We start from the raw sequence: 24,761 nt of genomic DNA on the forward strand, positions 1-24,761 counted from the left end.
GATGCACGGTTTGGCGTTCGCTGCCGGTCGCTCCCGATCAAATGAAAGCGCGGAATTTATTCGCACTTCCGCAATTCCACACATTTCAGCCCTGGTAAGGACGACGCAGTTGTCTGGGGAGCGTGCCCGCCTCGGGCGCAGCCGACGACGCCCTCGTCGTCGGCTTTCGCGTGCCGGTGCTCGAACTGATTAATCATGGTTCGGCGCGCGGGCGCGCCGACAAGCAGCCGTGGCGGCTGCGCTCGTGCGCCTGGGATGGCGTTGGGATGGGGCGGTGAAAGTCCGCCTCTGTGCGATGAAGAATCGTGCGGTATCGAACCGTAACTGCGTCGTGGCAACACGGGGTGGAGAGCAACGGAACGAGAACGACCAGTCCGTAACACAGGATGTCCCGTGGGACAGCCGCCGTGAACTCGATTCGGTCGGCGTGGGCGGGCGAGCCTTCGAGCGAAAGGCGAAGCCAGTCGGGGCGGGCGTCAATCCGCTGGCTGCCGGGCGATCCCCGGTCGTCGCGCCGATGGTTGGAGAGGGAATGGGCGGAAGCCCCAAGGCAGTAACCAGGGAGACCCGCCTGTGCTGGAGGGTGCGCAGGGCGTCCAGTCCGCGTGCCTGGCTGGCGGGAGTCAGAGCGTCCGTAGTAGCGATGAAACGGGTAACGACCGTGGAGCGAAGGGAGCGCAGGAAGGTGGAAGTGCGAAGGACAGAAAGACGGAAAAGAAAACCAACGCGAGTGCCCGCGAGGGCTAGCCAGTGGTGGAATCAGCCGAGTGCAATTGGCTTGGGTGATACCGAACGTCTGACCGCCGGACTTGGGGACGAGGCGAAGAGCCGCTCCCTCTCGACAGAGCACCCACCGACTGGAAAGCCGGATGCGCGAGAACCGCCTGTCCGGTTTGGAGGGAGGGGGAGCGGCCACCGCTGCTCTTCCTACCCCTATCCTGTTCCTTTTGACAGTATCGCTTCGTTGCGTTCCGCGGCTCGAAGCGGAATGAATCCCACGCCCCTTCCGACTGCGGCCCTGCAGCGCCGGATAAGTTTCATGCCAAGGGGCCATCTACACTTTTGGGGATACCGCGCTGCTCCTGCAACGGCGTAAACTCAGCACGATCATGAACAGAAACCCATGTTCCTCTGACCGCCGCCGGCACGAGTGCCGTGCGGAAATACAAAGCCATTTACCGTCTCAACGGCGAACAAGTCGGCCAATGGACCGACGTCGCCAGCATCAGTGTGATGGGGTGAAGTTCCATCCCAACTGAACTCAGGTTGTGAATCTCAAACTCAATACTAAATGAAAACCAAACCTATCCTCGCACTCATCAAACGCTCCGCGCTGCTGCTGTTGCTCTCAACCCTCAACCCTCAACCCTCAATTTTTGCCCAGGGCACGGCGTTCACCTACCAAGGCCGGTTGAATGACGGCGGCAATCCGGCCAACGGGAGTTACGATTTGCGATTTGCGATCTACGACGCGCTGGCGGGTGGCAACGCGGTTGGCGACGCGCTGACGAACACCGCCACTGGCGTTAGCAACGGACTGTTCCTTGTCACGCTGGACTTTGGCGGCGTCTTCGGTGGCACGAACGTCTGGCTGGAAATCGCTGTGCGCACCAACGGCAACGGCGCGTTCAGCACCCTGAGTCCGCGCCAGCCCATCCTGCCGACGCCGCAAGCCCTCTACGCCGCCAGTGCCGGGACTGCCGTCACAGCGGCCGTTGCGGCCAGCGCGAATTCCGTTTCCGCCGCCAACGTGACCGGCACCGTGGCCGACAGCCAACTGAGCTCCAACATTGTGCGATTGACCATTCCAAATACTACAACGCAAGCGACGGGTGGCGTGGTGGTCACTTCCGGGTTCATTACCAGCGCCAACGTCACTAACGGCGGGTCTGGTTACACGGTGGCACCAATCGTTACCGTGGCGGATGTCAGCGGTTCAAACGCCGTCGTTACCGCCACGGTTTCCGGCGGGTCGGTCGTGAGTCTCACGGTTCAAAATGCGGGCAGCCAATATTCCGCTGGTGCGACGCTGACGATTGCGCCACCACCGAGCAACGCCAATCAAACGTTTACCAGCGGCAATGTGTTCAATGGCGTCAACACTTTTGCCAACAGCGGCAATTCCTTCGTCGGCGCTTTCAACGGGACATTTGGAAACCTCTCCGGCGGGACAATTGCACTCAGCAGCAATTTGAACCTGCCCGCAACGACGACGACCGCCGGCATAATCTATTCCGGCGGCAACACCCTGATGCACGCCTTCGGAAATAATAACTTCTTCGCCGGTGCGGGCGCGGGCAATTTGACGTTGACGGGCCTTGGTCAAAACATGGGGGTAGGTGTAAATGCCCTCCATGCCGACACGACCGGCTACGGCAACACGGCCAACGGATTTTGGGCACTGATAAACAACACGAGCGGCATCTATAACACGGCCAATGGCAATCAGGCACTTTCCCGCAACACGACGGGCAACAACAACACGGGCACCGGCACTGGCGCACTTCTCGGCAACACAACCGGCAACAACAACACAGCCACCGGCGAGCAAGCGCTTGGGCTCAACACGACTGGCAGCCAAAACACGGGCACCGGCATGCAAGCGCTTCAGAACAACACGACCGGCAGTAGAAACACGGCTAATGGATACCAATCCCTTTTCTCAAACACGAACGGTGTTTCCAACGTGGCCAACGGTTATCAAGCCCTTTACTGGAATACGAGTGGCAGCTACAACACCGCCAATGGCGATTTCGCGCTGAACATCAATACGACCGGCTCGAACAACACGGCCAACGGCCATCAGGCGCTTTTCTTGAACACCACCGGCAGCTTCAACACGGCCAACGGCGATTCGGCGCTGAACCTCAATACGACCGGGTCGAACAACACGGCCAACGGCCATCGGGCGCTTAACTTCAACACCACCGGCAACTACAACACGGCGGATGGCGATTCGGCTCTTCACAATAACACCAGTGGCGCAACCAATATCGCACTGGGTTTTCAGTCAGGTTACAACCTCACGACTGGCAGCAACAACATTGACATCGGCAACCTTGGCGTCGCGGGTGAGAGCAGTACCATCCGCATCGGCACGCCGGGAATCCACTCCAACACGTTTATCGCTGGTGTTATCAACGCCAACGGCGGTGGTTTGACGAACCTCAACGCCTCGCAATTGGCCAGCGGCACGATTCCGCTGGCGCAATTGCCGGGCGCAGTAGTCACGAACAATAGTGCAGCAAGTGTGACCTTGAACGGCGGGTTCAGCGGCACATTCAGCGGCAATGGCGCGGGTTTGACGACCGTGCCCGGCACATTCAACTGGCAAGTCGTTTCGGGAACCAGTCAACAGGCCGCAGCCAATACCGGTTATCTGGTCACGAACAACGCGCAGGTGACAGTCACGCTGCCCACCACGCCGAACCTTGGAGATACCGTGCGGGTTTCCGGCAGGGGCGTGGGCGGCTGGAAGATCGCACAGAACGCGGGTCAATCCATCGAGGGCTTCACCAATTCTTACGGTGGTGTGCAATGGACCGCGCGGGACAGCAGCCGGAATTGGGATTCCGTCGCTTCTTCGGCGGACGGTACCAAACTCGTCGCGGCGGTTTGGCAAGGCCAGATCCACACTTCGACAAATTCGGGTGTAACGTGGACTCCGACCAGCGCGCCCGTTAGCAATTGGAATGGCGTTGCCTCGTCGGCGGACGGGGCCAAACTTGTCGCGGTGATCGATACCGCCGGCGGCCAGATTTACACCTCCACCAACTCGGGCGCGACATGGACACTTACCAGCGCACCGAGTGCATACTGGTACTGCGTCGCTTCTTCGGCGGATGGGACCAAACTCGTCGCAGCGGGTGATAACGAGCAAATTTACACTTCAACGGATTCGGGCGTGACCTGGACTGCGCGCGATAGCAGCCGGCGTTGGTACTCGGTGGCCTCATCGGCCGACGGGACAAAGCTCGTCGCCGTCGTCCAGAGTGGTGGCCAGATTTACACTTCCACGAATTCGGGCGTGACGTGGACGGCCACCAGCGCGCCCAGCTCAAATTGGTCGTCCGTGGCCTCCTCGGCGGATGGGACGAGCCTCGTCGCAGGAGTTCATGCTGGCTCAATTTACATGTCTGCGGATTCGGGAATGAACTGGACACCCACCAGTGCACCAAACACAGACTGGGGTTCCGTCGCGTCTTCGGCAGATGGCACCAAACTCGCCGCCGTCGTGCAAAGTGGCGGCCAGATTTACGCTTCCACGGATTCGGGCGTAAACTGGACGGCCACGACCGCACCTAGCGCAAATTGGATCTCTGTGGCCTCATCAGTAGATGGGAGCAGATTCGTCGCGGTGGTTTATGGCGGCCAGATTTACTCCTCTTCCCCGCCTGACTCCACTGCTGTCGGCACCTCAGGCTACCTGCTTGGCGCACGGCACATCGCCGTTGAACTTCAATACGTCGGTGATGGCCAATTCATGCCCATCAGCCACGAAGGAAATCCTCTGGCCTATTAGAGCAACAAAGGACTCATGAAGAATCTTCTCCTGCTTGCCAGTTTGTTGATCCCGGCCATCGGCTTCGCGCAGCCATACGGCATTGACTGGTTCAAAGTCGCCGGCGGCGGCACGAGCACGGGTGGCGTGTATGCCGTCAGCGGCACCATCGGCCAGCCGGACGTCGGTAATGCGCTGACCGGCGGCAATTATTCCGTGACGGGCGGCTTCTGGAGTCTCATCGCCGTCGTGCAAATGCCCGGCGCGCCGTTGCTCACCATTGCGCGCTCCGGCGCGAACGTGATCATCTCATGGCCATCGCCTTCCACTGGCTTTTATTTGCAGCAGAATACCAATCTGGCCACGACCAACTGGACGAGCTTCACCGGCACAGTGGGCGACGACGGAACGACTAGAAGCGTGACCAATTCACCGCCGACGGGGAACAAATACTTCCGGCTGTTTCATCCGTAGCGTCAGGGAATTCGTGGACATTCGGTCATTTCGTTTCCCGATTCGCGCTGCACCGGTTGGAACTTCAGGTTACCTGCGGTGGGAAACCGGAGGGACGGCAGGCGGAGTGCATGATCAGTGTTCCCCTGACCGCCATTATTTGGTAGCAATGCAGACAGATGCCCGACCGCCCTCGCCAACGCGCGCTCCTCACCTGGCTGGTTTGCGCCAGTTGGGTGGCGTCATTGTCCGCGGCGGAGGTCGAGTCCGGCGCGCGCGCGGAGCAACCGTATCGCGTGAAACGCTGGACAACTGAGGATGGGCTGCCGCAGAACCGCATCTCCTGCCTCAAGCAAACTCGCGACGGTTATCTGTGGCTCGGCACCTGGTTCGGGCTGGCCCGGTTTGATGGCGTGCGCTTTACCGTGTTCGACAAATTCAACACTCCGGAACTGGTGAACGACGCTATTAACGCCGTGGCGGAAGACACCGACGGCACGCTCTGGATTGCCACGGCCGACGGCTTGGTGAGTTATCGGGAGCATCATTTCCGCCGGCTTACAACGGCGCATGGATTGCCTGACCGCAAAGTCTGGCGCCTGACGGCCCGTCACTCCGGCGGCGTCTGGCTGCAGGCCGGCGATTTGGTAACGCGCCTGGAGGGCGGCAAGTTCTCGCAAGTCTGGAACATGCCATTGCACCAAGATACTTCAATCCAGGCGCTGCACGAGGGCGCGGACGGCTGGCTTCACATCGTCACAGGGCACACTTGGCTGACGTTGTCGCCCAATGCGGACGAGTTGCGAACGAATCAAGTCGAGAATTCATCAGGAAATGCCTGGCTGACGGGGTTGTCCGCGAAGCAGCCGGGCAGTCTTTGGGTGGGCACTCAGCAAGGTCTTCAGCGATGGGACCAATCTGTCTCAAAGACCATTGGAACAAGCCAACTCGGCCAACGGCCCGTGGACTTCATCTATGAAGACCGCTCCACCAATCTGTGGGTGGATACGAAACCGGGAGGGCTGTTTCGCGAGGATCACGGGCGCTGGACGGCCGTTGAATTGGGGGAGAGCGCCGCGCCCGTGTCCACGACCTGCATGGAGGAGGATCGCGAGGGAAATTTCTGGTTGGGAACCGATCAAGGGCTGGTTCAACTTCAGCGGCGACGGGTGCGCACTTACACCACGCGCGACGGCCTGGTTGACGACCATGTGTGGTCGGTCTGCGAGGGAACGGATGGGACAATTTGGGTGGGGGCCGATCGGGGGTTAAGTCGGATTCACGACCGTCGCGTACTTCCGCTGGACGCAGGTGACATTTATCCCGATCACCCCGACCGTTGCGTCTGGCCTCCCAGCGATGGCGGCGTGCTGATTGCAAAGTCGCGCATCGGCGTTTTAGAATTTAAGGAGAGGCTTATTCAACGAGTCGCAGCGAGCGCTCTGCCAAGCCCAAATATCTTCGCGCTCTACGAGGACCGATCGGGCCTTCTCTGGATCGGCACCGGTAACGGCGTCGCCGCGTTAAAAGACGGCCAAGTCACGGCTTCCTACACGAATTGGGCCGGTCGCTCTGAATATGACGTGCGGTGCATCTTGCAAGACCGGGCGGGAACTTTCTGGTTCGGCACGCAGGGTCAAGGACTCACGCGCCTGCGCAACCGAAAGTTCGACGTCTTCACCGAGCGCGACGGTCTGAGCAACAACCGCGTCTGGGCTATCCACGAGGATGCCGATGGCGCGCTTTGGCTGGGCACGGAGAACGGTTTGACCCGGTTTTTACCGCCCGTAGGAGACGACGTGAGGAGACTCACTTCGAAAAGCAGAAAGCGGAAAGCAGAAAGCAGACATGAACAGAGCCTCCATACGTCGGCTCCTTCAAAGGAACGTGGAGGTGTGGGTCGCTTCTTCACCTTCAGACGGAGCCAGGGGTTGTTGGAAAACGCCGTGAATTGGATTCTCGAAGACGACTTCGGTTATCTCTGGCTAAGCGGACTGCGTGGCATTTACCGGGTGAAGTTGGAGCAGTTGAACGCTGTGGCGGAGGGCCGCGTACAATCCGTGCAAGTCGCCGCCTTCGGCACTGCCGACGGCATGGAGAGCAGCGAGACCAATGGCGAAGGCCAACCCGCCGGCTGGAAGGCGCGCGACGGACGGTTGTGGTTTCCCACCACGCGCGGCGTCGTCGTGATTGATCCAAAGACGGTCGAGGTTAACGAAGTCCCGCCGCCGGTCGTCATCGAGCAGGTGAAGGCCGATGATGAAATAATTTTCGGAGACGGTGTAGCAGCCGGCGTGAGGAGGCGGACGATGGGACAGAATGGGAATATCCGCCTCCTCACGTCGGCGGTTACGAAGCTTGCTCCCGGTCGAGCGCAAGTGGTCGAAATTTCTTACACAGCGAACACGTTTGTGGATCCCAAGCGCGCGAGATTTCGCTATCGCATGATCGGACGTGATTCCGGTTGGCGTGATGTGACTGTGGATCGGGTTGCTCACTACACCAACCTCCGCCCGGGCAACTACTGCTTTGAAGTCGTTGCCGCCAACCATCACGGCGTTTGGAGCCCAACACCGGCGAGTTTCCCTTTTGCGCTCGCGCCGCATTTTTATGAAACGTGGCCCTTCTACCTCCTGTGCGCTGCAGCCGTGATTGGCTTGGCGTTAGGTGTACAAGCCTATCGTTTAAGGTGGCAACGGCGGCTGTTGAAACTGGAAGAGCAGCGCGCCCTGGCCAACGAACGAACGCGCATCGCGCGCGACCTGCATGACGATCTGGGCACCGCGCTGACCGGTCTGGCGCTCGAACTTGATGTCATTGGCCGCGAAGCCAGAGAGGTGACACCGGTGGCTGAACACCTCGGTGAAACCGCCCAGCGGACGCGCGATCTGGCCGAACGCATGCGCGAGGTGGTCTGGACCGTCAACCCGCAGTGCGACACGCTTTCCAGCCTGGCCAGTTTTCTGGAACAGCAGATCAGCCAGTTTCTCGGCGCGACCAGCGTGCGCGTGCGGCTGGATTTTCCCGAAGACATTCCGGCGATGCCGCTGGCGGCGGACGCGCGCCACCAACTGGCGCTCAGTGTGCGCGAGGCTTTGACCAACGTCGTGCGGCACGCGCACGCAAGTGAAGTCGTCGTGAGCCTGGCCATCGTCAACGGGTCTTTGATCGTGCAAGTCAAGGACAACGGGCGGGGCTTCCAACCGGGCGGACAGGTGGGAAACGGTCTGGCGAATCTCCGCGCCCGCTTGGAGCAAATTGGTGGCAGCTTCGAATGCGTTTCGACACCGGGCGCAGGAACCACCGTCACTTTTCGCCTGCCACTCCGACACGCGGCTGCCGAAAATGGAGGAATCGGATGAGCGCCCTCAACCCTCAACTCTCAACTCGCAACCGGCCTCGATGAGCATCCGGGTCGCCATCGTCGAAGACGACCGCGCCGTGCGCGAGAATCTCGCTGTGTTGATCGACGCCGCGCCGGGTTTTTCCTGCGTGGCGAGTTGCGCCAGCGCTGAAGAAGCGTGGAAGCGCATGCCGGAGGTGCTTCCCGAAGTCGTGTTGATGGACATTCATCTGCCGGGCAAGAGCGGCATTGAATGTGTCGCGCGATTGCGGACGATGTTGCCGCGCACGCAGGTGATCATGCTCACGGTGGAGGAAGACACCGAGCAAGTGTTCGAGTCATTGCAGGCGGGGGCGACGGGTTATCTGGTGAAACACGTGTCGCCCGACGTGATCCTGGAAGCTGTGGCTGAGGTGCATCGCGGCGGCGCGCCAATGTCCAGTCATATTGCCAGGAGAGTTGTGACGACCTTTCGCCAGGCGCCGGCATCCGACGACGCCGACTTGCGTTTGTCGCCACGCGAGGAAGACATTCTGCGACTTCTGGCCAAAGGCTATCGGTCGAAAGAGATCGCCGATGAACTCGGCATCGGTGTGGGTACAGTGAACACTCACGTGCGACACATCTATGAAAAACTCCATGTGCGTTCGCGCGCGGAGGCGGTGGCCCGATTCGTGGGCCAATAAGTGTGCGCCCTCGAATCTACCAATCTCACTCTCTGCACGCGGGTCGTTAAAATTATCATCTCCAGCACTTCCGGCACGCTGGGTGTTGTCGCGTTGTGCCCAAATACATCACGGCTTTGACTGGCGACGACACCGGCCAAGAGGCGTCATCACGCGCGACGATCTCCCGCTAACCGAAATTTCATGGATGCGGAGCGGTTTCGTTTTTTTTGCCGCCGGTTTGACGTAACTCGCTCAACGGCAAGCCGCGCATTTTTCAAACCGCGTCAGCAGCTTCTCTGGCAGCGCGCCAAGGAACTCGCGCCGGTGAAGGTGATGCTGCACTGCGGCGGCGGGGTACGCGAACTCTTGCCCGACCTCATCGACGCCGGACTCGACGCGATCAATCCCGTGCAAATCACCTGTCGAGGCATGAATGCGGCGGGCCTGAAAAAGGATTTCGGCAACCGGCTCACCTTTTGGGGCGGCGGCTGCGATACCCGCGATGTCTTGATCAGAGGGTCGCCCCAGGAAGTCTGCGCGCACGTTCGCGAACAAATGAAAATCTGGAGTCCCGGTGGCGGTTACGTTTTCCAGCAAGTCCACAATATCATGGCCGACGTGCCGCCCGCGAACATCGTTGCGATGTTCGACGCGGTGCGGTGATTTGAACTCTCTGCCTCGCGCAAGCTGAATTCTGGCCGCACGTAAAGAACAACCAATGCAATCTGATTCAAGCTTCTCAATCCTAAACGAACTGCGCCTTGACCCGTGTCTTTTTCAGCCATAGGCTCGCCCTATGAACGCGGGAAACCGATTCCCTTGTTACCCGTCCAAGACCCAATATCAGGGAAACCTTTCCTACTACCTGTACAGTTATGCCTGAGAAGCGTTTCAAGATCGATAGCAGTGAGATCAAACCACTCGCTGAAGGACACGGTGGGTGCTATGCCACAGATATGGTAACGGTCGAAGGGCAGAAAGTTGGCTATATGTATCGTGAGAAGCCTGACTTTCCGGAGGATAGCGGGTGGCGGTTCTTTTCAGGGAAGGAGAGTCAAGATTATCTGGAAGACGCAGGCCACACAGCGATTTACGATGTGAACACCATAGCGAATTATGACACTGCGATCATTTCGTTGCTGGACGCTCCGATTGGCTCCGCATTTGAACGCCGTGGCTGGTTCGAAAAGTTCGTGGCCGTGCCTTTTGAACCACCCGATGAAGAGAAGGCGTAACCAGTGTGCTCCAGGACCCGTGAACATCCTTGCGATGTTCGACGCCGTGAGCCAGTGAATCGGAGGTTCACGCACGCGGCGGCGCGCTGACTTCTTCCTCGTCTATCATCCGTTCCGGCGCGGGCAGGTTTCGATACCACGTGAAGAACAGCACGATGCCCATCGCCACTGTCGTGCCGAAACATGGGCACGCGACCCCGTAGCGATGGAGAATCAAATAGAGCGTGCCGACGTAGAGCGCGCAAATCGCCACCAGCGCCAGCAAGGTGTTGAGCGCGTCGCGCGCGAACGGCGCTTCGCGACGGAACTGAGGATTCGCTGACAGCACACTGGCTTTCACCCGACCCCACGCACCCGCCGGCTGCACGGTTTCGTAAAAGCGGGCGAGGGTTGGTTCATCCGTCGGTTTCGTCAGCAACGCGGCGACGATGCAGATGACTGTGGACGCCAGCGCGATGACGGGGAAGCCGACGTAAAGCGGCAGCGGCGTGCGCCAGAGATAAGTGTCGCCGAAGACCTGCCCCAGCGAGAGCGCCATGCCGCCGAAGATGCCGGCGGCGTAGCCCCAGCCGTTGAGCCGCCACCAATACCAGCGCAGCACGTTGGACGGCAGAATTCCCGCGGCGAGCGTTCCGAAAATCCACATGAACGCCGTATTGATCGAAGTGCCGAAGCGCGAGATCACCAGCCCGATGACAATCAGCAGCGCCGACGCAACGTAGCTGGCGCGGATGAGCGTGCGCTGACCGGCCTGCGGATTGACGTAACGCTGGTAAATGTCTTTGACCAGGTACGCCGCGCCACCGTTGATCGTGGAGCTGAACGTGGCGAGAAAGCCCGACAACAGCGCCGCCAGCATGAAGCCCACGAGTCCGTGCGGCAGCCGCGCGCTGATGATGAGCGGCAGCGCCGCTTCCGGGTCTTTCCGCAAAGCCGCATCCAGCGCCGGATCGCCGAGACCGATGATCGCCATCACGGCGATCGCCATCGTGAACGGCCAGCGCAAGGTGTGGATGACGCCCCACAACGCGCCGAGCTTCGAGGCATCGCGGGCATCCCGCGCCGCCAGGAAGCGTTGGAAATCAAACAACTGCTCCGGCCCGCTGAAGCAGAGCAACAACCCTTTCGCCAACCACACCGCGACGAGCGCGCCAAAGAGAGAAAAATCCGTGCCGCCCGAAACGACGCCTTGCAGTTCCGCGGGCCGCATCGCCGGCATGATGGAATTCCATCCGCTCGGTACGCTCGCCGCAAACTTGACCGCGTCGAAATGTTGCCAGCCGATGAAGGCGAACGTAAGAGCGCCTGTGCTGAGCACGATGGTTTGCACAATTTCCACCCGCACGATGCCATGAAGTCCGCCCACGATGACGTAAACCCCCGTCACGCCGAGAATGAGCGCGGAGCATGTGAACGGCTCGAACGGCAGGAACACCGCGCCAAATTTCCCCATGCCGATCGCGCCGTAGCCGAGCAACGCGGTGATGGTGAGAATGGCGAAGAGCGTGTAAGATAGCCGCGCCAGATCGCCTGCTTTGCCGTTCCCAAAGCGCGTGTACATCCATTCCGCGCCAGTGAGTACGCCGCTGCGGCGAATCCACTTGCCCATGTAAGCGAGATAAAACGCCGTGATCGGAAAGCCCCACAGCCAGTGCACCCACATGCCTTTCAGACCCAGCAAAATAAACAGCGACACGATCCACATCGTGCCGGTGATGTCGAAGTAGGACGAAGAGCCGCTCATGGCCAGCGCCCACCAGGGCAACTGACGTCCGCCGAGAAAATAAGCCGACATCCCTTTGGCCGCGCGCCGCTTCATCGCGAAGCCGATGGACATGATCACCGCCAGGTAGAGAACAACAATGAATTGATCGAGGATCGATAGTTTCATTCCGAGCGCTGGAAGTCTGACAAATCGGGTCGCCGTCTGAATTGACCCGAGTCAACGAATGACCGGTCGTGACACGGCAATCGTTCAGAAAAGTTCTTGTGAACCTCGCCAAGGAAAAAATGGCGGGAGCGTGAAATTTATTTCCGGAATGACAACGCCCGCTCCGATGGTCACGCCCCGGCCGCAAGTCACGGGCTTACTCGCGTGGCCAAAGATAAAATTGTCCAGTGAAGTTACGGCTAAATCCATAGACAGGTTGAAGTTCGACGCCAATGGCGCATTATTCCTTGACCTGCATCAAAGCGGTTGCAGTGTCTGAGCATTAGCCTTGCGCCTGAAGATTACTCGTGAGCGCCATCTGTGAACCAATTGAAACCAAGAGCGAATCCAACACGGAGAGGTTGTATCAGGAACGGTTGAAGCGCTACGTGACCGCGATGCGCAAGGGCAAACCCGACCGTATTCCGATTCGTCCGTTCGTCGCAGAGTTCGCCGCGAAATACGCGGGCTACACCTGCCAGCAGGTCACGCATGATTTCGAGCAGGCGTTTGCCGCGGCGCGAAAATGCGCGGCGGATTTCGATTGGGACGCCGTCGTCGGCAACATGGTCTATGTTTGGACCGGCCTGACTCAGGCCATCGGTTTGAAATATTACGGCGTTCCCGGCATCGACGTTTCGGCGGAAACCGGATTTCAATATCGCGAACCCTCGGAAGACCACGCGTTCATGCAGCCGGACGAATACGATGCGCTCGCCGCCGACCCGACGGAGTTTTTGTTTAACGTTTGGCTGTCGCGCGTTTCGAGCGACGTCGCGCCGATGGGCAAGCCGACCTCCTATCGGAACAATCTCTCCTTTCTCAAAGGCGGCATGGCGATGTGGAATTATTTCGGCGCGTTTGTCCGCCAGGCTGAATTGCTCCGCAAAGAATCCGGCACAGTCAACGCCATCAGCGGAATTTTGAAAGCGCCCATGGACATCCTCGGCGACAAGTTGCGCGGCTACGTCGGGCTTTGCATGGATCTGCAGCAGCAACCTGATAAGGTCCGCAAAGGCTGCGAAGCCTTGATGCCGCATCTACTGCACGTGGCTCTCTCCGGCGCGGATCTGGAAAAGAATGTTCCGGTCACGATTTGGATGCACCGGGGTTGCGTGCCGCTGGTTTCGATGAATCATTTCGAGGAAATTTACTGGCCGACGCTCAAGCCGATCATTCTCGAATTGTGGCGGCGCGGCCATCAAACGCTTTTTTATGCGGAAGGCAAATGGGGCGCGCATCTGAAAGCGTTTGCTGAACTGCCTGCGGGCAGCATTATTTACCACGTGGATCGCGACGACATTTTTGAAGTCCACCGGGCCTTGGGCCACAAATTCGCGATTAGCGGCGGCGTTCCCAACACGCTCTTGGGCTTCGGCACGCCTGACGAAGTGCGTGCGTGCTGCAAGAAGATCATCGACGAAGTCGCGCGCGACGGCGGTTACATCATGGACGCGAGCGCGATTATTCAGAACGATGCAAAAGTGGAAAACGTAAAGGCGCTGACCGAGTTCACTCGTGAATATGGCGTTTACTGAAATGAAAACTGAACCAAAGCCGGATGACCAACCGCGCGGGCGCGCTCCCGGCGTGTGCATTCCCTGGGAGGAAAAGTTGAAAGAGTTGCCAGAAATTCCGGGTGACAAACAGCTCGCGCGAAAAGTTTGGGAAGACGTTGATAGCCTGGCTTACACTTACATCTGGCATTGTCTGGTGTCCTTTTGATGCCGTGTGAATGCTCGGTAGTGTCCTGATCTTGCGGCAGGATTGCGCCGAAGCAATGCACGATAAAGGCCAATCCTTCAAAAACCAACGAGTTGAATCCGCGCGGCAGGTTGCCAAACTCCGCAGCGTAATGAAACTCTGCGAACAGACTAATTTGCTCGCCGACAACGCAACCTCCGCATCTGCTCCACGCTTGATTCATTGCCTCTTACCAGTGTTAGATGACTGCTGTGGATGAACCTCACGGACTATCACGCCAAATACTTTGCGCACGAGCTGACCAAGCGCTGTTCGTCTGACAGCATGGGGAAACTCGCGGGCGCTGTCGCCGGGGGCACAGGTGGATTTGAATCCGCACCAGGTGGAGGCGGCGCTGTTCGCCTTCAATTCACCACTTTCCAAAGGCGCGCTGCGGCCACATCAGCCGAATCAGGGCAAAAAAAGAGGGCAACCCTTTCGGATCACCCCATCGCAATTGCGAGAAGTTGCAATACATGTCGGCTTTTCAGCCTCGAAAATCAAGCCCCAATGTTTTATGACCGCAGGGAGCGCAAAGAGCGCGAAAAACGGACGGCATCGTCGACGGGAGCGCGGACAGCCTTCTCCGCGCGTCGCGTTCGGTGGGCTGAAACTCGCGGACAATGCTGTCTGCACTCCGAGATTCTCTGCGCTCTTTGCGTTCTTTGCGATTGAATAACGATGTCACGAGAAATAAAAACTGGAACTGACGTGGATTGGGAAGGAAAACCGACCCCGGCTGGAGGTCACGGATACACTTGCTGAATTATCCCATTCATCGCCACGGAGAACCCCGATCCCGGCTTCGCCCGCTGGGCCTGTTCAATGGTGTCGTCGAGAATCAGCGACAGCTTCGAGTGTTGTTGAAGCGGCGGGATGTTCGTCCAACCTTTGCTCAGGAAAAGAGCCGTCAATCCGCTCTCGTGCCAGGCCCGCCGTTCGTGCGCGCTCTTGCCAATTCGGTAGTCGCCGGAGATGACAATCCAGTCGCCCTCGTGTCCCAACGCGCGAATCCAGACTTCGTCTTTCGTGTCCGGGGCGAATTTGTCCTGGAGATGGGTGAAGCTGTGCTCAGGCTTGACCATCTCGTTCAAAGCGCGGGCGTGGCGGATGGCCAGGCAATTATCCAGAAAGAACTTCATGCAGCGAGCCGCTGCTCGAACTCCACCGCATCCTGGATCTCCCGTTCGGACACTTCATACCACCGCGCGGCCTCGGTGATCGAACCAGTTGCTTTGGCTGCGTTCCCCAGCACTTCCGTCGGGACGCCGTGCCGGGCCACGATTGGCCGGCCAAAGTTGCGAGTCGGATCGAGCACCACCAGCCGCTTCTCACCGAGCGGCCACCAGCGCACCAACCCGGTGCCATCCGCGAACTCCAGTTCTTTCAGGAATGGTTTGATGATTTGCGCAAATACCGCCTGCCGTTGCACGATTTCGATCAGGCTCGGCTCGCCCGTCTCGCGATGCAGTTCCACAAAAATCTCCCGCCCGTCGGTCACAAACCGGTTCGTGCAGAACGGATGCGAAACCTTGAACATCTCTTCGGCGCGTTCCCGCGCCTGCCGCAGCGTGGCCCAACTCACGCCTGCCTTGAGAAACGCGTCCACAAACCGGATTTCAATCAGGTCCAGAAACCCCAGCGCCAGACTGTGATCAATGGGCTCCCATTGGCCTTGCCACACAGGCGGCGATGCATACGCCTTCTTCCGCGAGCGGTAGCGATAACCGCGCAACCAGCGACGAATCCGCCCTGTGGAAACGTCGGTCAGCCGTGCCGCATCGCGAACAGTGTAAATGCCCGTATTGAAATAGTTGGAGTTCATATTGTCTGCTTGCGCAGCCGCAACTTAAGCCGGAGTCAGAACGGATTACAACGACATTTCCTGCTCGCGTGTTTTCGGCTGTCGTGTTTTCGGCTTGCCACGGCGGGGTTGCCACACTCCGTCGCGCTCGTTTAGTCTCCGCTCTCAGCGATCAGCAAGACAGCCGTGACCAAAAAACAAAAACTGGAACTGACGTGGATTGGGAAGGAGAACCGGCCCAGGCTGGAGCCGCGCATCTTGCTGGAAGACCCGGAGAAGTCGTATCACGCGGCGCACCGGGTGACGGATCACGACCGGTTCGATGAGCGTATAAATTGAAAGGAACCTATGGCGGAACCAACCATCATTTGTCCGAAGTGCAAAAATGAGATCAAGCTGAACGAATCTCTGGCAGCGCCGCTCATCGAATCCACGCGCCGCGATTATGAGCACCATTGGGAAAAAGTCGCCGGCCACGATGTTGTGGTGAAGCAGGGTTTCACTACGCTCAAGCCGCTGGCTTTTACTGCCCCGGCGGATGAGCCTGTTTACGATTTTCGCGCGCCCGTGGCCGACAAGTCCAAGATTCCACAGATGATTTTTGGCGGATTCAAGAAGTGCCTCTATCCGGTGCAGAAATTCCAGTCGGACCCCGAGCGCGTTCTTTCAGTGATTCTCGATCGCGAAGGCGACAAGTGGTTCAAGCCCGGCAGAGGCCAATTTCAAATCTTTTACAAGTGGGCCGCCGACCAGCGCGAATACCAGCCGGACTTCGTTGTCGAAATGCCGAAGTGCATTTACATGCTCGAACCGAAAATGCGGAAGGAAATGGAACACCCCGAAGTGATCGCGAAGAAAGAGTCAGCGGTTCGTTATTGTCAGCACGCAACGGAACACTCGGCCAAGAACGGCGGCAAATCGTGGAAGTATCTGCTGATCCCGCACGACGCCATCGCGGAGAACATGAGCATCGCGGGGTTGGCGGCGCAGTTTGCGGTGACGTGAGGACGGATTAAATTCCGAGTCGAGAATATCCAAGTGCATGAACTCAGCGCGCCCTTGTAAGCTTTGCGGGACAATGCGCACACCAAGGAAATTTCAGTGGAATTAGAACACTACCGCAAGCACAATCGTTCCAACAAATTGACGCAGGTCAACGTCACGCCGCGTTCGAAGCGGTAAATTAACTTGAAAGCATTTGAATTATGGAAGACCTGAAGAAGCTCCACGACGCAATCCTCAACGGTGACGCAAAATCCTCCCGCGCCGTCACCGAACAAGCCCTGGCCGCCGGAATTGACCCGCTGAAGTTGGTCAACGAATTCATGATTCCGGCGATGGACGAAGTCGGGCGGCGTTTCGACTGCGGCGATTACTTCGTGCCCGAACTGCTTATTTCGGCCCGCGCCATGAAAGCCTGCCTTGAACTGATTCGACCTTTGCTCGTTGCGCGCGGCGACGAACCGTTAGGCCGCGTCGTCATCGGCACAGTCAAAGGTGACTTGCACGACATCGGCAAAAACCTGGTCGCCGCCCTGCTCGAAGGCGGCGGGTTTGAAGTCATTGATCTCGGCGTCAACGTGACGCCGGAAAAGTTCATCGCCGTCATCAACGAGAAAAAAGCGAATGTAGTGGCGATGTCCGCCCTGCTCACGACGACGATGCCTGCAATGAAAACGACCATCGACGCGTTCAAGCAAAATGGCGTCCGCGAAAAGATAAAGGTGCTGGTGGGCAGCGCGCCGCTGACCCAAAAGTTTGCCGATGAAATCGGCGCTGACGGTTTCAGCGACAACGCCGTGAGTGCCGTGGCGTTGGCCAAAACCGTTCTCGGTCTCGACAGCGCGCCAGCCTCGGCCACCTAAGTTTGACAGAATTGATTTAACAATTCCGGCCCGCCTGTGAGCGAACCGCTGCATATCGAGCTTCTGCCGTTGGGCCAAAAGTTTTCCATCGAGCGCGGTTCTGCGCTTCAGGATTTTTTGTTTCTTCAAGGTGTCGAGTTTCCGTGCGGTGGCTTGGGACGCTGCAAGGGATGCAAAATCAAACTGCTTCGCGGCGAACTGCCCGTCACGGATGAGGAAAAGCACAAGTTGTCCGTTGCCGAACTTGCGGACGGCTGGCGGCTGGCGTGCCGTCACCGGGCGAACGGCGATTTGAAAATTGAACTGGCGCAATGGGAGTCGCCGATTCTTTCCGACGATTCGGTTTTCGCATTCACTCCGCGAGCGGGCCTCGGCGCGGCGGTCGATCTGGGCACGACGACGCTGGTGGCGCAGCTTCTCGATTTGCCAACCGGCCACGTGCTGGGAGTGCGCATGGCCCTGAATACCCAGGCGCGCTATGGCGCGGACATCATGAGCCGGATTGAATTCGCCCTTGGCGGGAATCAGAGACTGCTGGGTGAAGTAATTCGGAAACAAATTGGCGCCATGATTGCCGAATTGCTCGCTGGCGCTGCCGCCGACGCCAATGAATTGCGGCGCATCATTATCGTTGGCAACACCGTCATGCATCATCTCTTTTGCGGCCTTGAGGTCACGCCGCTTTCGCACGAGCCATTCGAGCCTGAGGATATTGGTCTGCAAGTTTGTTGTGCGGATGAACTCGGCTGGCGATTCGCCAAAAATTCCACCATTCATTTTCTTCCCTGCCTTGGCGGCTTCGTTGGCAGCGACCTGCTGGCCGGCGTGCTGGCCACCCGCTTGCACGAACGAGAATCTCTGGCCGCCCTGATTGATCTGGGCACAAACGGCGAAATCGTCGTCGGCAATCGTGAACGGCTCCTGTGCGCGTCAACCGCCGCCGGTCCGGCCTTTGAAGGTGCGCGCATTTCGATGGGAATGCGGGCGGCGACGGGGGCGATTTCCGAAATCATGGTGCACGACGGAACATTTCACGCGCACGTCATCGGTAATGTTCCGCCGCGCGGCATCTGCGGCAGCGGACTGGTCGATGCCGTTGCGGGCGGCTTGGAACTGGGGCTGATTCAACCGTCCGGGCGTCTGGTCGCTGGCGATGCGCTGACGATTGCGCCGCCGGTTTCCTTGACCCAGCGCGACATTCGGGAGTTGCAACTGGCGAAAGGAGCAATTGCGGCGGGCATTCGAATTCTCACGGAACAGTGGGGAGCGCGATTGAACGACCTTTCACAAATTTTTCTCGCGGGAGCTTTTGGCAACTACCTCAATTGCTCGAGCGCCAAGCGCATTGGACTTCTCAACTTCCCGCAGGAAAAAATCCAATCCGTCGGCAACTCCGCTCTGCTCGGTGCCAAGCTGGCTTTGTTCAATGCCGGCAACGACCTCGCCTACGCCTCGATTCGGAATCAAGTGAAGCACGTCTCGCTGAACGAAGTGTCACAATTCCAGGAGGTTTTCGCCGACGAGATGGGATTCCCGTCATCATCCAGACCCGCGCTGATTTGAGATTATTTTCGCTCGCTACTTTGATTGGCGACAAGTCGGTTGAGTAGTCGGACATGTTCCTGTTCCGCCATTTCCTGCCCTAGAAACTTGATGCTGACCAAGTCGTCGGAGACGCGCGGAGCGTTTGGAGTGCGGCGACTTATCGCCGCTTTGGGGAGGGCTTGCTCCAGGGCGAGTGTGTCTTTCCCACACGCCCCGTGTAACAGCGGCGACCAGTCGCCGCACTCTCCAAACGTTGACGCGACCACCCGTACTCCCTTCGGTTCATGCGTAGGATGGGGCGAGGGGAATTCATTTCGGCCATGCATATTGATTATTGAAAGTCCCGGCCCTCACGGCACGCACTTTCCCACTTGCGGCTGGTTGCAAAAACCTTGACTTCGTGCGGCTTGAGGCGGGTGACAAAGCCGCCGTGTTCTACACTCGCGGTTTCAGAGCCGTAAAGCAGTTCAAGCTTTCGACCATTCAACTTCTTCAGTCCGACAACTTCGACCCCGAACTGCGATCGATCATCCTCGTTCACGAGCGCGATGAGCCACTCGCGATTGGCGTAGCGCGCGATCCATTTCACGCCACGACTTCCTTCCGGCGCTCGACCTTTGGATTCGGTCAATTCCACGCGCACGCCGGCTTCGTCCTTCGCGGTAAGGAACGGTTGCAGCGCGTTCAACTCATTCACCAAGGCGAGGAGCGATGGACGGAATGGCGATTCCTTCGGCACCACCTCACTGCCCCAATAGAGAATTCCATTTGCCCCGTGGGCGATGGCGCTGTAGGCCATCAGACGTGATTCGACGAAGGAAGGATAAACCAGATGCTCGTCCTTCGGCGGGGTCAATTCATGCCAGGAGAATGCTTGCAGAACCATCCAAACTGGTTTGCCGCGAGCGACTCGCTGATACCGCTCCGTGAAGTCTCCAACTGTTTCCGGCACTCGCCGGTTTTCATGGATGGGATAAATGTCGCAACCGGTGATGTCGAGGTCATCGATGTATTCCCGGATGAACTTCAGATCGCTTTCCGCTGCCTCGTTAATCCAGATGGGAAGTTTCCGCTGATCAATGCGCCGCACCAGTTGGCAGCCTTCGCGCAATTTGGGCAGAATTCTCCTGGCTTCCGCCTCCGCATGTTGCACAGCCAGCGGCGTTTGTTGCCACCATTCATCAGGCTTCTTGTAAACGCCACTGCGATACAGGCCGCTGTAAGCGGTGAAATTCCAGACTACTTCATCCGGCCCTTCCCACACCGCCAGCGCGGGATGGTCCTTGACGGCATGCACGGCTTTTCGCAGCGCGTCGTTGTCCGCGCCCGATTGCAACGGCAGACTGATCCAGCCAAACATCCCCGCCGCCTGGGCGCGCTCGAGATCAGCCATATTGCCGCAATGCACCAGATTGAAACCGGCGTCGGCCATCGTGCGCAAATCCGCATCTGACTTGGGCAATTCGTAAGAGCCGATAGGAAAAAGGACGTGTCCGTTCTTAATCAACCACCCTCTCGGAGACTTCGCAGCTGATACCGAAAGGACCGTCACGCAACAAAGCTGGAACGCCAGGTAAACCAACAACTGTCGTCGAGTTGCACCGAGCATTTGCCGGACACAGGACAAAGCACAGACGGAGTGTTTTAAGGTGCTCATCGTCATGTGGGTCGTTGAGGCGCAGATGTACACTGAGGGAGAAATTATTGCAACCACGCGAGGGCTTCAGCGCGGATTCTTGAGCTGATTTAAGTTGCGACGGGGCAGTAGTAGTTCTTGACCCGCCGCGAAAAAGAATTAAGCTGTCCAAAACCGAAAATCCTATGATGTGGCCGAAGAAATCCATCTACCAATACTGGGAAAAAGAGCACCGGGCTGCTTTTACATTGATCGAACTCCTCGTCGTCATCGCCATTATCGCGATCCTCGCCGGCTTGCTGTTACCGGTGTTGGCGCGGGCGAAGACGAAGGCCCAAGCCATTTCCTGCCTGAGCAACACGAAGCAACTCACGTTGTGCTGGATCATGTACAGCGGTGACAACCGGGACGAATTGATACAGAACTATTTGCAAAACCAGACGTACGCCTGGGTGCAAGGCGACGTCAACGCGGCTCCCGGCGACACCAATGTTAACAACATCAAGAATGGAAAACTGTTCCCGTACAACACCTCTTTGGGGATCTACGTGTGTGCCGCCGATGACTACAAACGGAATGGAAGGAAAGCAACCCGCGTGCGGAGTTTTTCCATGTCAGGGCAGATGAACAGCGACGTTGACTGGGTCAACCCCCGCTACCCGATCAACAGGAAGTACACTAACATTCTAAATCCGAGACCTGCCGGGGCCTTGGTGTTTATTGACGAGAGCACGATCACGCTTGAAGACGCTTATTTTGCGATCCAAGTTGATAATCGAGTCTGGCAAAACAGCCCCTCCGATCGGCACGATCGCGGCGCCAACCTGAGCTTTGCCGATGGCCATTCGGAAATCTACAAGTGGAAGGAGCCGAAGACGGGCAAAGTGACTTGGGACACGCCGGCACAGAGGCCGGTGGACCGCGATTTCGACCGAGTGGCGGCCGCGATCGCTACCAAGTATTGATCGAGGCGCACTCAACGGGCGGTCTTCCGCCAGGCTCCTTCGCGTCCGAACAATGAACCTGCCACCGACCCACCCACCCCTTACCCCTCCCAGGCGGGGAACAATCCAACGTGCGCCGCTCCCCTCTTGGGAGGGGCAAGGGGTGGGTTCAGGGGCTCGATTCGCGTAATTTGGTTCGCGGGGTCTCTCCCGGCACAAATCGCAATCCGACCAACGGCACAAACGCCTCAAGCCAGTCCGAGTTTCTTCAGGATGTGGGTCGTCGAGCGGGCTTTGTTCAGCGTGTAGAAATGGAGTCCCGGCACACCTTCACGCAGCAATTCGGCGCATTGTTCGGTCGCGTAGTCGATGCCGAATTCCGCAGTCGCTTCGTCGTTGTCGCCAAACTTTTCGAGGTCGTTCAAGAGCGGCTTGGGTAATTCCGCGCCGCATAACGCCGTGAACCGTTTGATCTGCGAAGCGCTCAGGATGGGGATGATGCCAGGACAGATCGGCACCGTCACACCAAGCTTGGTGAGGTAGTCGCGGAACTCGAAGAAGTCGGCGTTGTCGAAAAAAAGTTGCGTAAGCACAAAATCTGCGCCGCAATCGATCTTCGCTTTCAAGCGCTGCCAATCGACGTATTTGCCCTCCTTGCAGGCGATATGCCCCTCGGGAAATCCCGCGGTGCCGATGCAGAACCCGCCGAGTTCTTTCAGAAACGCTACGAGTTGATAGGAGAACTCAAAGCCGCCTTCCGTCCTTTGGAATTCACTGTTGGTGCCGGTCGGATCACCGCGCAACGCGAGAACGTTCTTGATGCCGAGACCACGCGCCTGTTCGATCACATCGCGCAATTGTGCTTTCGTCGAGCTGACGCAAGTCAGGTGGGCCATGGCGGTGAGGTTGTGCTCGCGCTGGATGCGATCCACGATGCCGAGCGTTTTGTCGCGCGTGCTGCCGCCGGCACCGTAGGTCACGGAACAATAATCCGGCTTGAGCTGAAGCAGGGCGGGAATGGTTTTTTCCAGAAGGTTGCGGTCGCCTTCCCCGGTTTTGGGCGGAAAGAATTCAAACGAAATGACCGGCTTTCCGGCGGCGCCTTTGGCGGCGTGAATGTCGCGTATGAACTGCATGGCGGGCGGGATTGTTCGCGAAGTCGCCCGCCAAATGCAAGCGGGCAAACAAGGCCCTTCGCTGTTTTTGTGGAACCGAGGTGGTCTGAAGGAAATCCGGAATCCGAAGCTCGAAATCCGAAACAAGCCCGAAATCCGAAACCATGACGGTGAATTCCAAAACCAACGGTTGCGGCATGCTGTCGGGTACCGGTCGTTTTGGTCATTGCCATTTTCCTCCATTCGGATTTGTTTCGGATTTCGGATTTCGAATTTGCTCCACCCGATCCGCATCCTCCACTCTGCCTCGCGCAGTGGCTGGATCACTGCGATGCGGCTTGCAGAACACCCAAACCCTGTTAACAAAAGACCCGTCTCAAAACGAACGACCAGCGGGATTCTGCAGAATGGAAAAATCATGCGCTCAATTTTGTTCGCGATCATTTTCTGCCTGACGTTGCCGGCCCACTTTGGTTGGGCGCAGGAAAAACGCCCACCCAACGTGCTTTGGATTTGCGGCGATGATCACGCGCCCTACGTCATCGGCGCTTACGGCAACAACCAAGTGCGCACGCCGAACCTCGACAGGTTGGCATCGCAAGGAATGAGATTCGACCGTGCGTTCTGCAATTCGCCGGTCTGCACGGCCTCGCGGCAATCGTTCATCACCAGCCGTTACCCGCGGACCATCGGCGTGACACAATTGAAAACGCCGCTGGCGGAAAACGAAGTCACGCTGGCGGAAGTTCTCAAGCGTGCCGGCTACAACACCGCCGCCATCGGCAAGATGCATTTTAACAGTCCGCTCAAGCACGGCTTCGCTCTGCTGATTGATCTGCCGCAACATCGGGCATGGTTGGAGGCAAAAGGCAGGAGCTTGCTGCCGTCGGGCGTGGAGGTGCAGCCGCCGTGGAAACCGTTCAAAGACCCGGCCAGTGTCTGGCTCAACAGCGCGTGCCGTCCCTTTGGGCTGATTGATGCCGACATGGCCGGAACTTTTTTTGCGCAACAGGCGGCGAAGTTTTTGCGTGACCGGCGCGACAAGCCGTTTTTCCTGATCGCCAGTTTTTACGAACCACATTCCCCGTTTTATTTTCCCGTTGAATATCGCGGCTGGCACAAGCCGGAGGAGTTCACGGTTCCCAAGGTCGGTCCGGAGGACGACTGGCAGATTCCGAAAATCTTTCGAAACCTCACCGACCGCGAGAAGCAGGGCATCATCGCCGCCTACTACACGTCGGCGGAGTTCCTGGATAAAAACATCGGGACGGTGCTCGATGCGCTGGAAAAATCCGGGCAGGCGGAGAATACGCTCGTCATTTACACCGGCGATCACGGTTACATGCTCGGACAGCACGGACGCTTCGAGAAGCATTGCGGCTACGAGCCGGCCGTGCACTCGGCCTTGCTCATGCGTTATCCCGGCAAGATCAAACTAAAGCAGAGCACCAAGGCGCTCGTCGAATTCATCGATATTTTTCCCACCGTGCTGGACTACGCCGGAGTTCCGATTCCTTCCAATGTCCAGGGTAAGAGCCTGGTTCCCGTTTTGAGCGGGAAAACCAGGCGACACCGCGAACAGGTCTTCATTGAGTATTCGGAAAACGAAGAAGCGTACATCCGCACTGACCGGTGGAAGTTCATTTACTCGACCGGCAAGCGCGTGCGCGAAGATGGCTACGTCACCGACAATCCACAGCCCGGACGCACGATTCAACTCTTCGACCTCAAACGCGACCCGGAAGAAATGCAGAACCTCGCCCAGCGTCCGGAGTTTTCAAAAACCGTGGAGGATTTCACGAGGCGATTGGCCGAGCGTTTGAAACGCACTGCGCGGCAACCGGAGTTGATTCCGCAGACCGATGATGTTCATGCCATCCTGGAATTTTGTCTGCAACCAAGAGACGTCACAGGAACGACAAAGTTGAAATAGGGAGCACAGCCGCCCCGGCTGTAGTTCGGCGCGCCCTCGCGCCGAA

General features: G+C 58.2%; 20 protein-coding genes. 14 read left to right on the plus strand and 6 right to left on the minus strand.

Annotated features, from left to right (window positions below):
* Positions 1 to 1,291: 1,291 nt before the first annotated feature.
* The 6 genes from HY298_21235 to HY298_21260 all read left to right on the plus strand — a co-directional run bounded on the left by HY298_21235 (position 1,292) and on the right by HY298_21260 (position 10,200).
* Positions 1,292 to 4,522: a hypothetical protein gene (locus HY298_21235; GenBank protein MBI3852786.1), complete on the plus strand. Its 3,231-nt coding sequence runs from the start codon at positions 1,292 to 1,294 to the stop codon at positions 4,520 to 4,522.
* 15 nt (positions 4,523 to 4,537) lie between these two features.
* Positions 4,538 to 4,975, plus strand: a complete 438-nt coding sequence (locus tag HY298_21240; protein MBI3852787.1) for a hypothetical protein — start codon at positions 4,538 to 4,540, stop codon at positions 4,973 to 4,975.
* Between the two features lie 158 nt (positions 4,976 to 5,133).
* Positions 5,134 to 8,316, plus strand: a complete 3,183-nt coding sequence (locus tag HY298_21245) for an ATP-binding protein (protein ID MBI3852788.1) — start codon at positions 5,134 to 5,136, stop codon at positions 8,314 to 8,316.
* Positions 8,317 to 8,356: 40 nt separating this feature from the next.
* Positions 8,357 to 8,983: a response regulator transcription factor gene (locus HY298_21250; protein MBI3852789.1), complete on the plus strand. Its 627-nt coding sequence runs from the start codon at positions 8,357 to 8,359 to the stop codon at positions 8,981 to 8,983.
* Positions 8,984 to 9,166: 183 nt separating this feature from the next.
* Positions 9,167 to 9,628: a hypothetical protein gene (locus HY298_21255; protein MBI3852790.1), complete on the plus strand. Its 462-nt coding sequence runs from the start codon at positions 9,167 to 9,169 to the stop codon at positions 9,626 to 9,628.
* Between the two features lie 212 nt (positions 9,629 to 9,840).
* The gene (locus HY298_21260) at positions 9,841 to 10,200 is read left to right on the plus strand and encodes a DUF2185 domain-containing protein (GenBank protein MBI3852791.1); all 360 of its coding nucleotides are present in this window, start codon (positions 9,841 to 9,843) and stop codon (positions 10,198 to 10,200) included.
* A 67-nt stretch (positions 10,201 to 10,267) separates the two neighbouring features.
* Here HY298_21260 and HY298_21265 read toward each other — a convergent pair whose 3' ends face one another.
* Both HY298_21265 and HY298_21270 read right to left on the minus strand, forming a co-directional pair.
* Positions 10,268 to 12,091: a hypothetical protein gene (locus tag HY298_21265; protein MBI3852792.1), complete on the minus strand. Its 1,824-nt coding sequence runs from the start codon at positions 12,089 to 12,091 to the stop codon at positions 10,268 to 10,270.
* A gap of 84 nt (positions 12,092 to 12,175) precedes the next feature.
* Positions 12,176 to 12,340, minus strand: a complete 165-nt coding sequence (locus HY298_21270; GenBank protein MBI3852793.1) for a hypothetical protein — start codon at positions 12,338 to 12,340, stop codon at positions 12,176 to 12,178.
* 188 nt (positions 12,341 to 12,528) lie between these two features.
* Here HY298_21270 and HY298_21275 point away from each other — a divergent pair, with 188 nt between their 5' ends.
* Both HY298_21275 and HY298_21280 read left to right on the plus strand, forming a co-directional pair.
* Positions 12,529 to 13,668 carry a hypothetical protein gene (locus tag HY298_21275; GenBank protein ID MBI3852794.1) on the plus strand — a complete coding sequence of 380 codons (1,140 nt, stop codon included), beginning with the start codon at positions 12,529 to 12,531 and terminating at the stop codon, positions 13,666 to 13,668.
* Position 13,669: 1 nt separating this feature from the next.
* Positions 13,670 to 13,855, plus strand: a complete 186-nt coding sequence (locus tag HY298_21280; GenBank protein MBI3852795.1) for a hypothetical protein — start codon at positions 13,670 to 13,672, stop codon at positions 13,853 to 13,855.
* Positions 13,856 to 14,619: 764 nt separating this feature from the next.
* On the opposite strand, the gene HY298_21285 is transcribed toward HY298_21280, so the two are convergent.
* On the minus strand, positions 14,620 to 15,015 hold the full coding sequence (locus tag HY298_21285; GenBank protein MBI3852796.1) for a hypothetical protein: 396 nt from the start codon (positions 15,013 to 15,015) through the stop codon (positions 14,620 to 14,622).
* The gene (locus HY298_21290) at positions 15,012 to 15,698 is read right to left on the minus strand and encodes a hypothetical protein (protein MBI3852797.1); all 687 of its coding nucleotides are present in this window, start codon (positions 15,696 to 15,698) and stop codon (positions 15,012 to 15,014) included. Before HY298_21290 ends, HY298_21285 begins: the two co-directional genes overlap by 4 nt.
* Positions 15,699 to 15,863: 165 nt before the next feature.
* On the opposite strand from HY298_21290, the gene HY298_21295 reads away from it, so the two are divergent.
* The 4 genes from HY298_21295 to HY298_21310 all read left to right on the plus strand — a co-directional run bounded on the left by HY298_21295 (position 15,864) and on the right by HY298_21310 (position 19,105).
* Entirely contained in the window at positions 15,864 to 16,016 is a 153-nt protein-coding gene (locus HY298_21295; GenBank protein MBI3852798.1) for a hypothetical protein, read from the plus strand.
* Positions 16,017 to 16,025: 9 nt separating this feature from the next.
* Positions 16,026 to 16,682, plus strand: a complete 657-nt coding sequence (locus tag HY298_21300; GenBank protein MBI3852799.1) for a hypothetical protein — start codon at positions 16,026 to 16,028, stop codon at positions 16,680 to 16,682.
* Positions 16,683 to 16,882: 200 nt separating this feature from the next.
* Positions 16,883 to 17,542: a corrinoid protein gene (locus tag HY298_21305; GenBank protein MBI3852800.1), complete on the plus strand. Its 660-nt coding sequence runs from the start codon at positions 16,883 to 16,885 to the stop codon at positions 17,540 to 17,542.
* A 36-nt stretch (positions 17,543 to 17,578) separates the two neighbouring features.
* On the plus strand, positions 17,579 to 19,105 hold the full coding sequence (locus HY298_21310; protein ID MBI3852801.1) for a DUF4445 domain-containing protein: 1,527 nt from the start codon (positions 17,579 to 17,581) through the stop codon (positions 19,103 to 19,105).
* A 313-nt stretch (positions 19,106 to 19,418) separates the two neighbouring features.
* Here HY298_21310 and HY298_21315 read toward each other — a convergent pair whose 3' ends face one another.
* Entirely contained in the window at positions 19,419 to 20,549 is a 1,131-nt protein-coding gene (locus HY298_21315) for a hypothetical protein (GenBank protein MBI3852802.1), read from the minus strand.
* Between the two features lie 359 nt (positions 20,550 to 20,908).
* On the opposite strand from HY298_21315, the gene HY298_21320 reads away from it, so the two are divergent.
* On the plus strand, positions 20,909 to 21,688 hold the full coding sequence (locus tag HY298_21320; protein MBI3852803.1) for a prepilin-type N-terminal cleavage/methylation domain-containing protein: 780 nt from the start codon (positions 20,909 to 20,911) through the stop codon (positions 21,686 to 21,688).
* Positions 21,689 to 21,915: 227 nt separating this feature from the next.
* Here the strand turns inward: HY298_21320 and metF are convergent, their stop codons facing one another.
* Entirely contained in the window at positions 21,916 to 22,803 is an 888-nt protein-coding gene (gene metF / locus HY298_21325; GenBank protein ID MBI3852804.1) for a methylenetetrahydrofolate reductase [NAD(P)H], read from the minus strand.
* A 397-nt stretch (positions 22,804 to 23,200) separates the two neighbouring features.
* Between metF and HY298_21330 the strand changes: the two genes are divergently transcribed.
* Positions 23,201 to 24,715, plus strand: a complete 1,515-nt coding sequence (locus HY298_21330; protein MBI3852805.1) for a sulfatase — start codon at positions 23,201 to 23,203, stop codon at positions 24,713 to 24,715.
* The last annotated feature ends 46 nt before the right edge of the window (positions 24,716 to 24,761 follow it).

Source organism: Verrucomicrobiota bacterium (assembly GCA_016200005.1).
Classification (GTDB): domain Bacteria; phylum Verrucomicrobiota; class Verrucomicrobiia; order Limisphaerales; family PALSA-1396; genus PALSA-1396.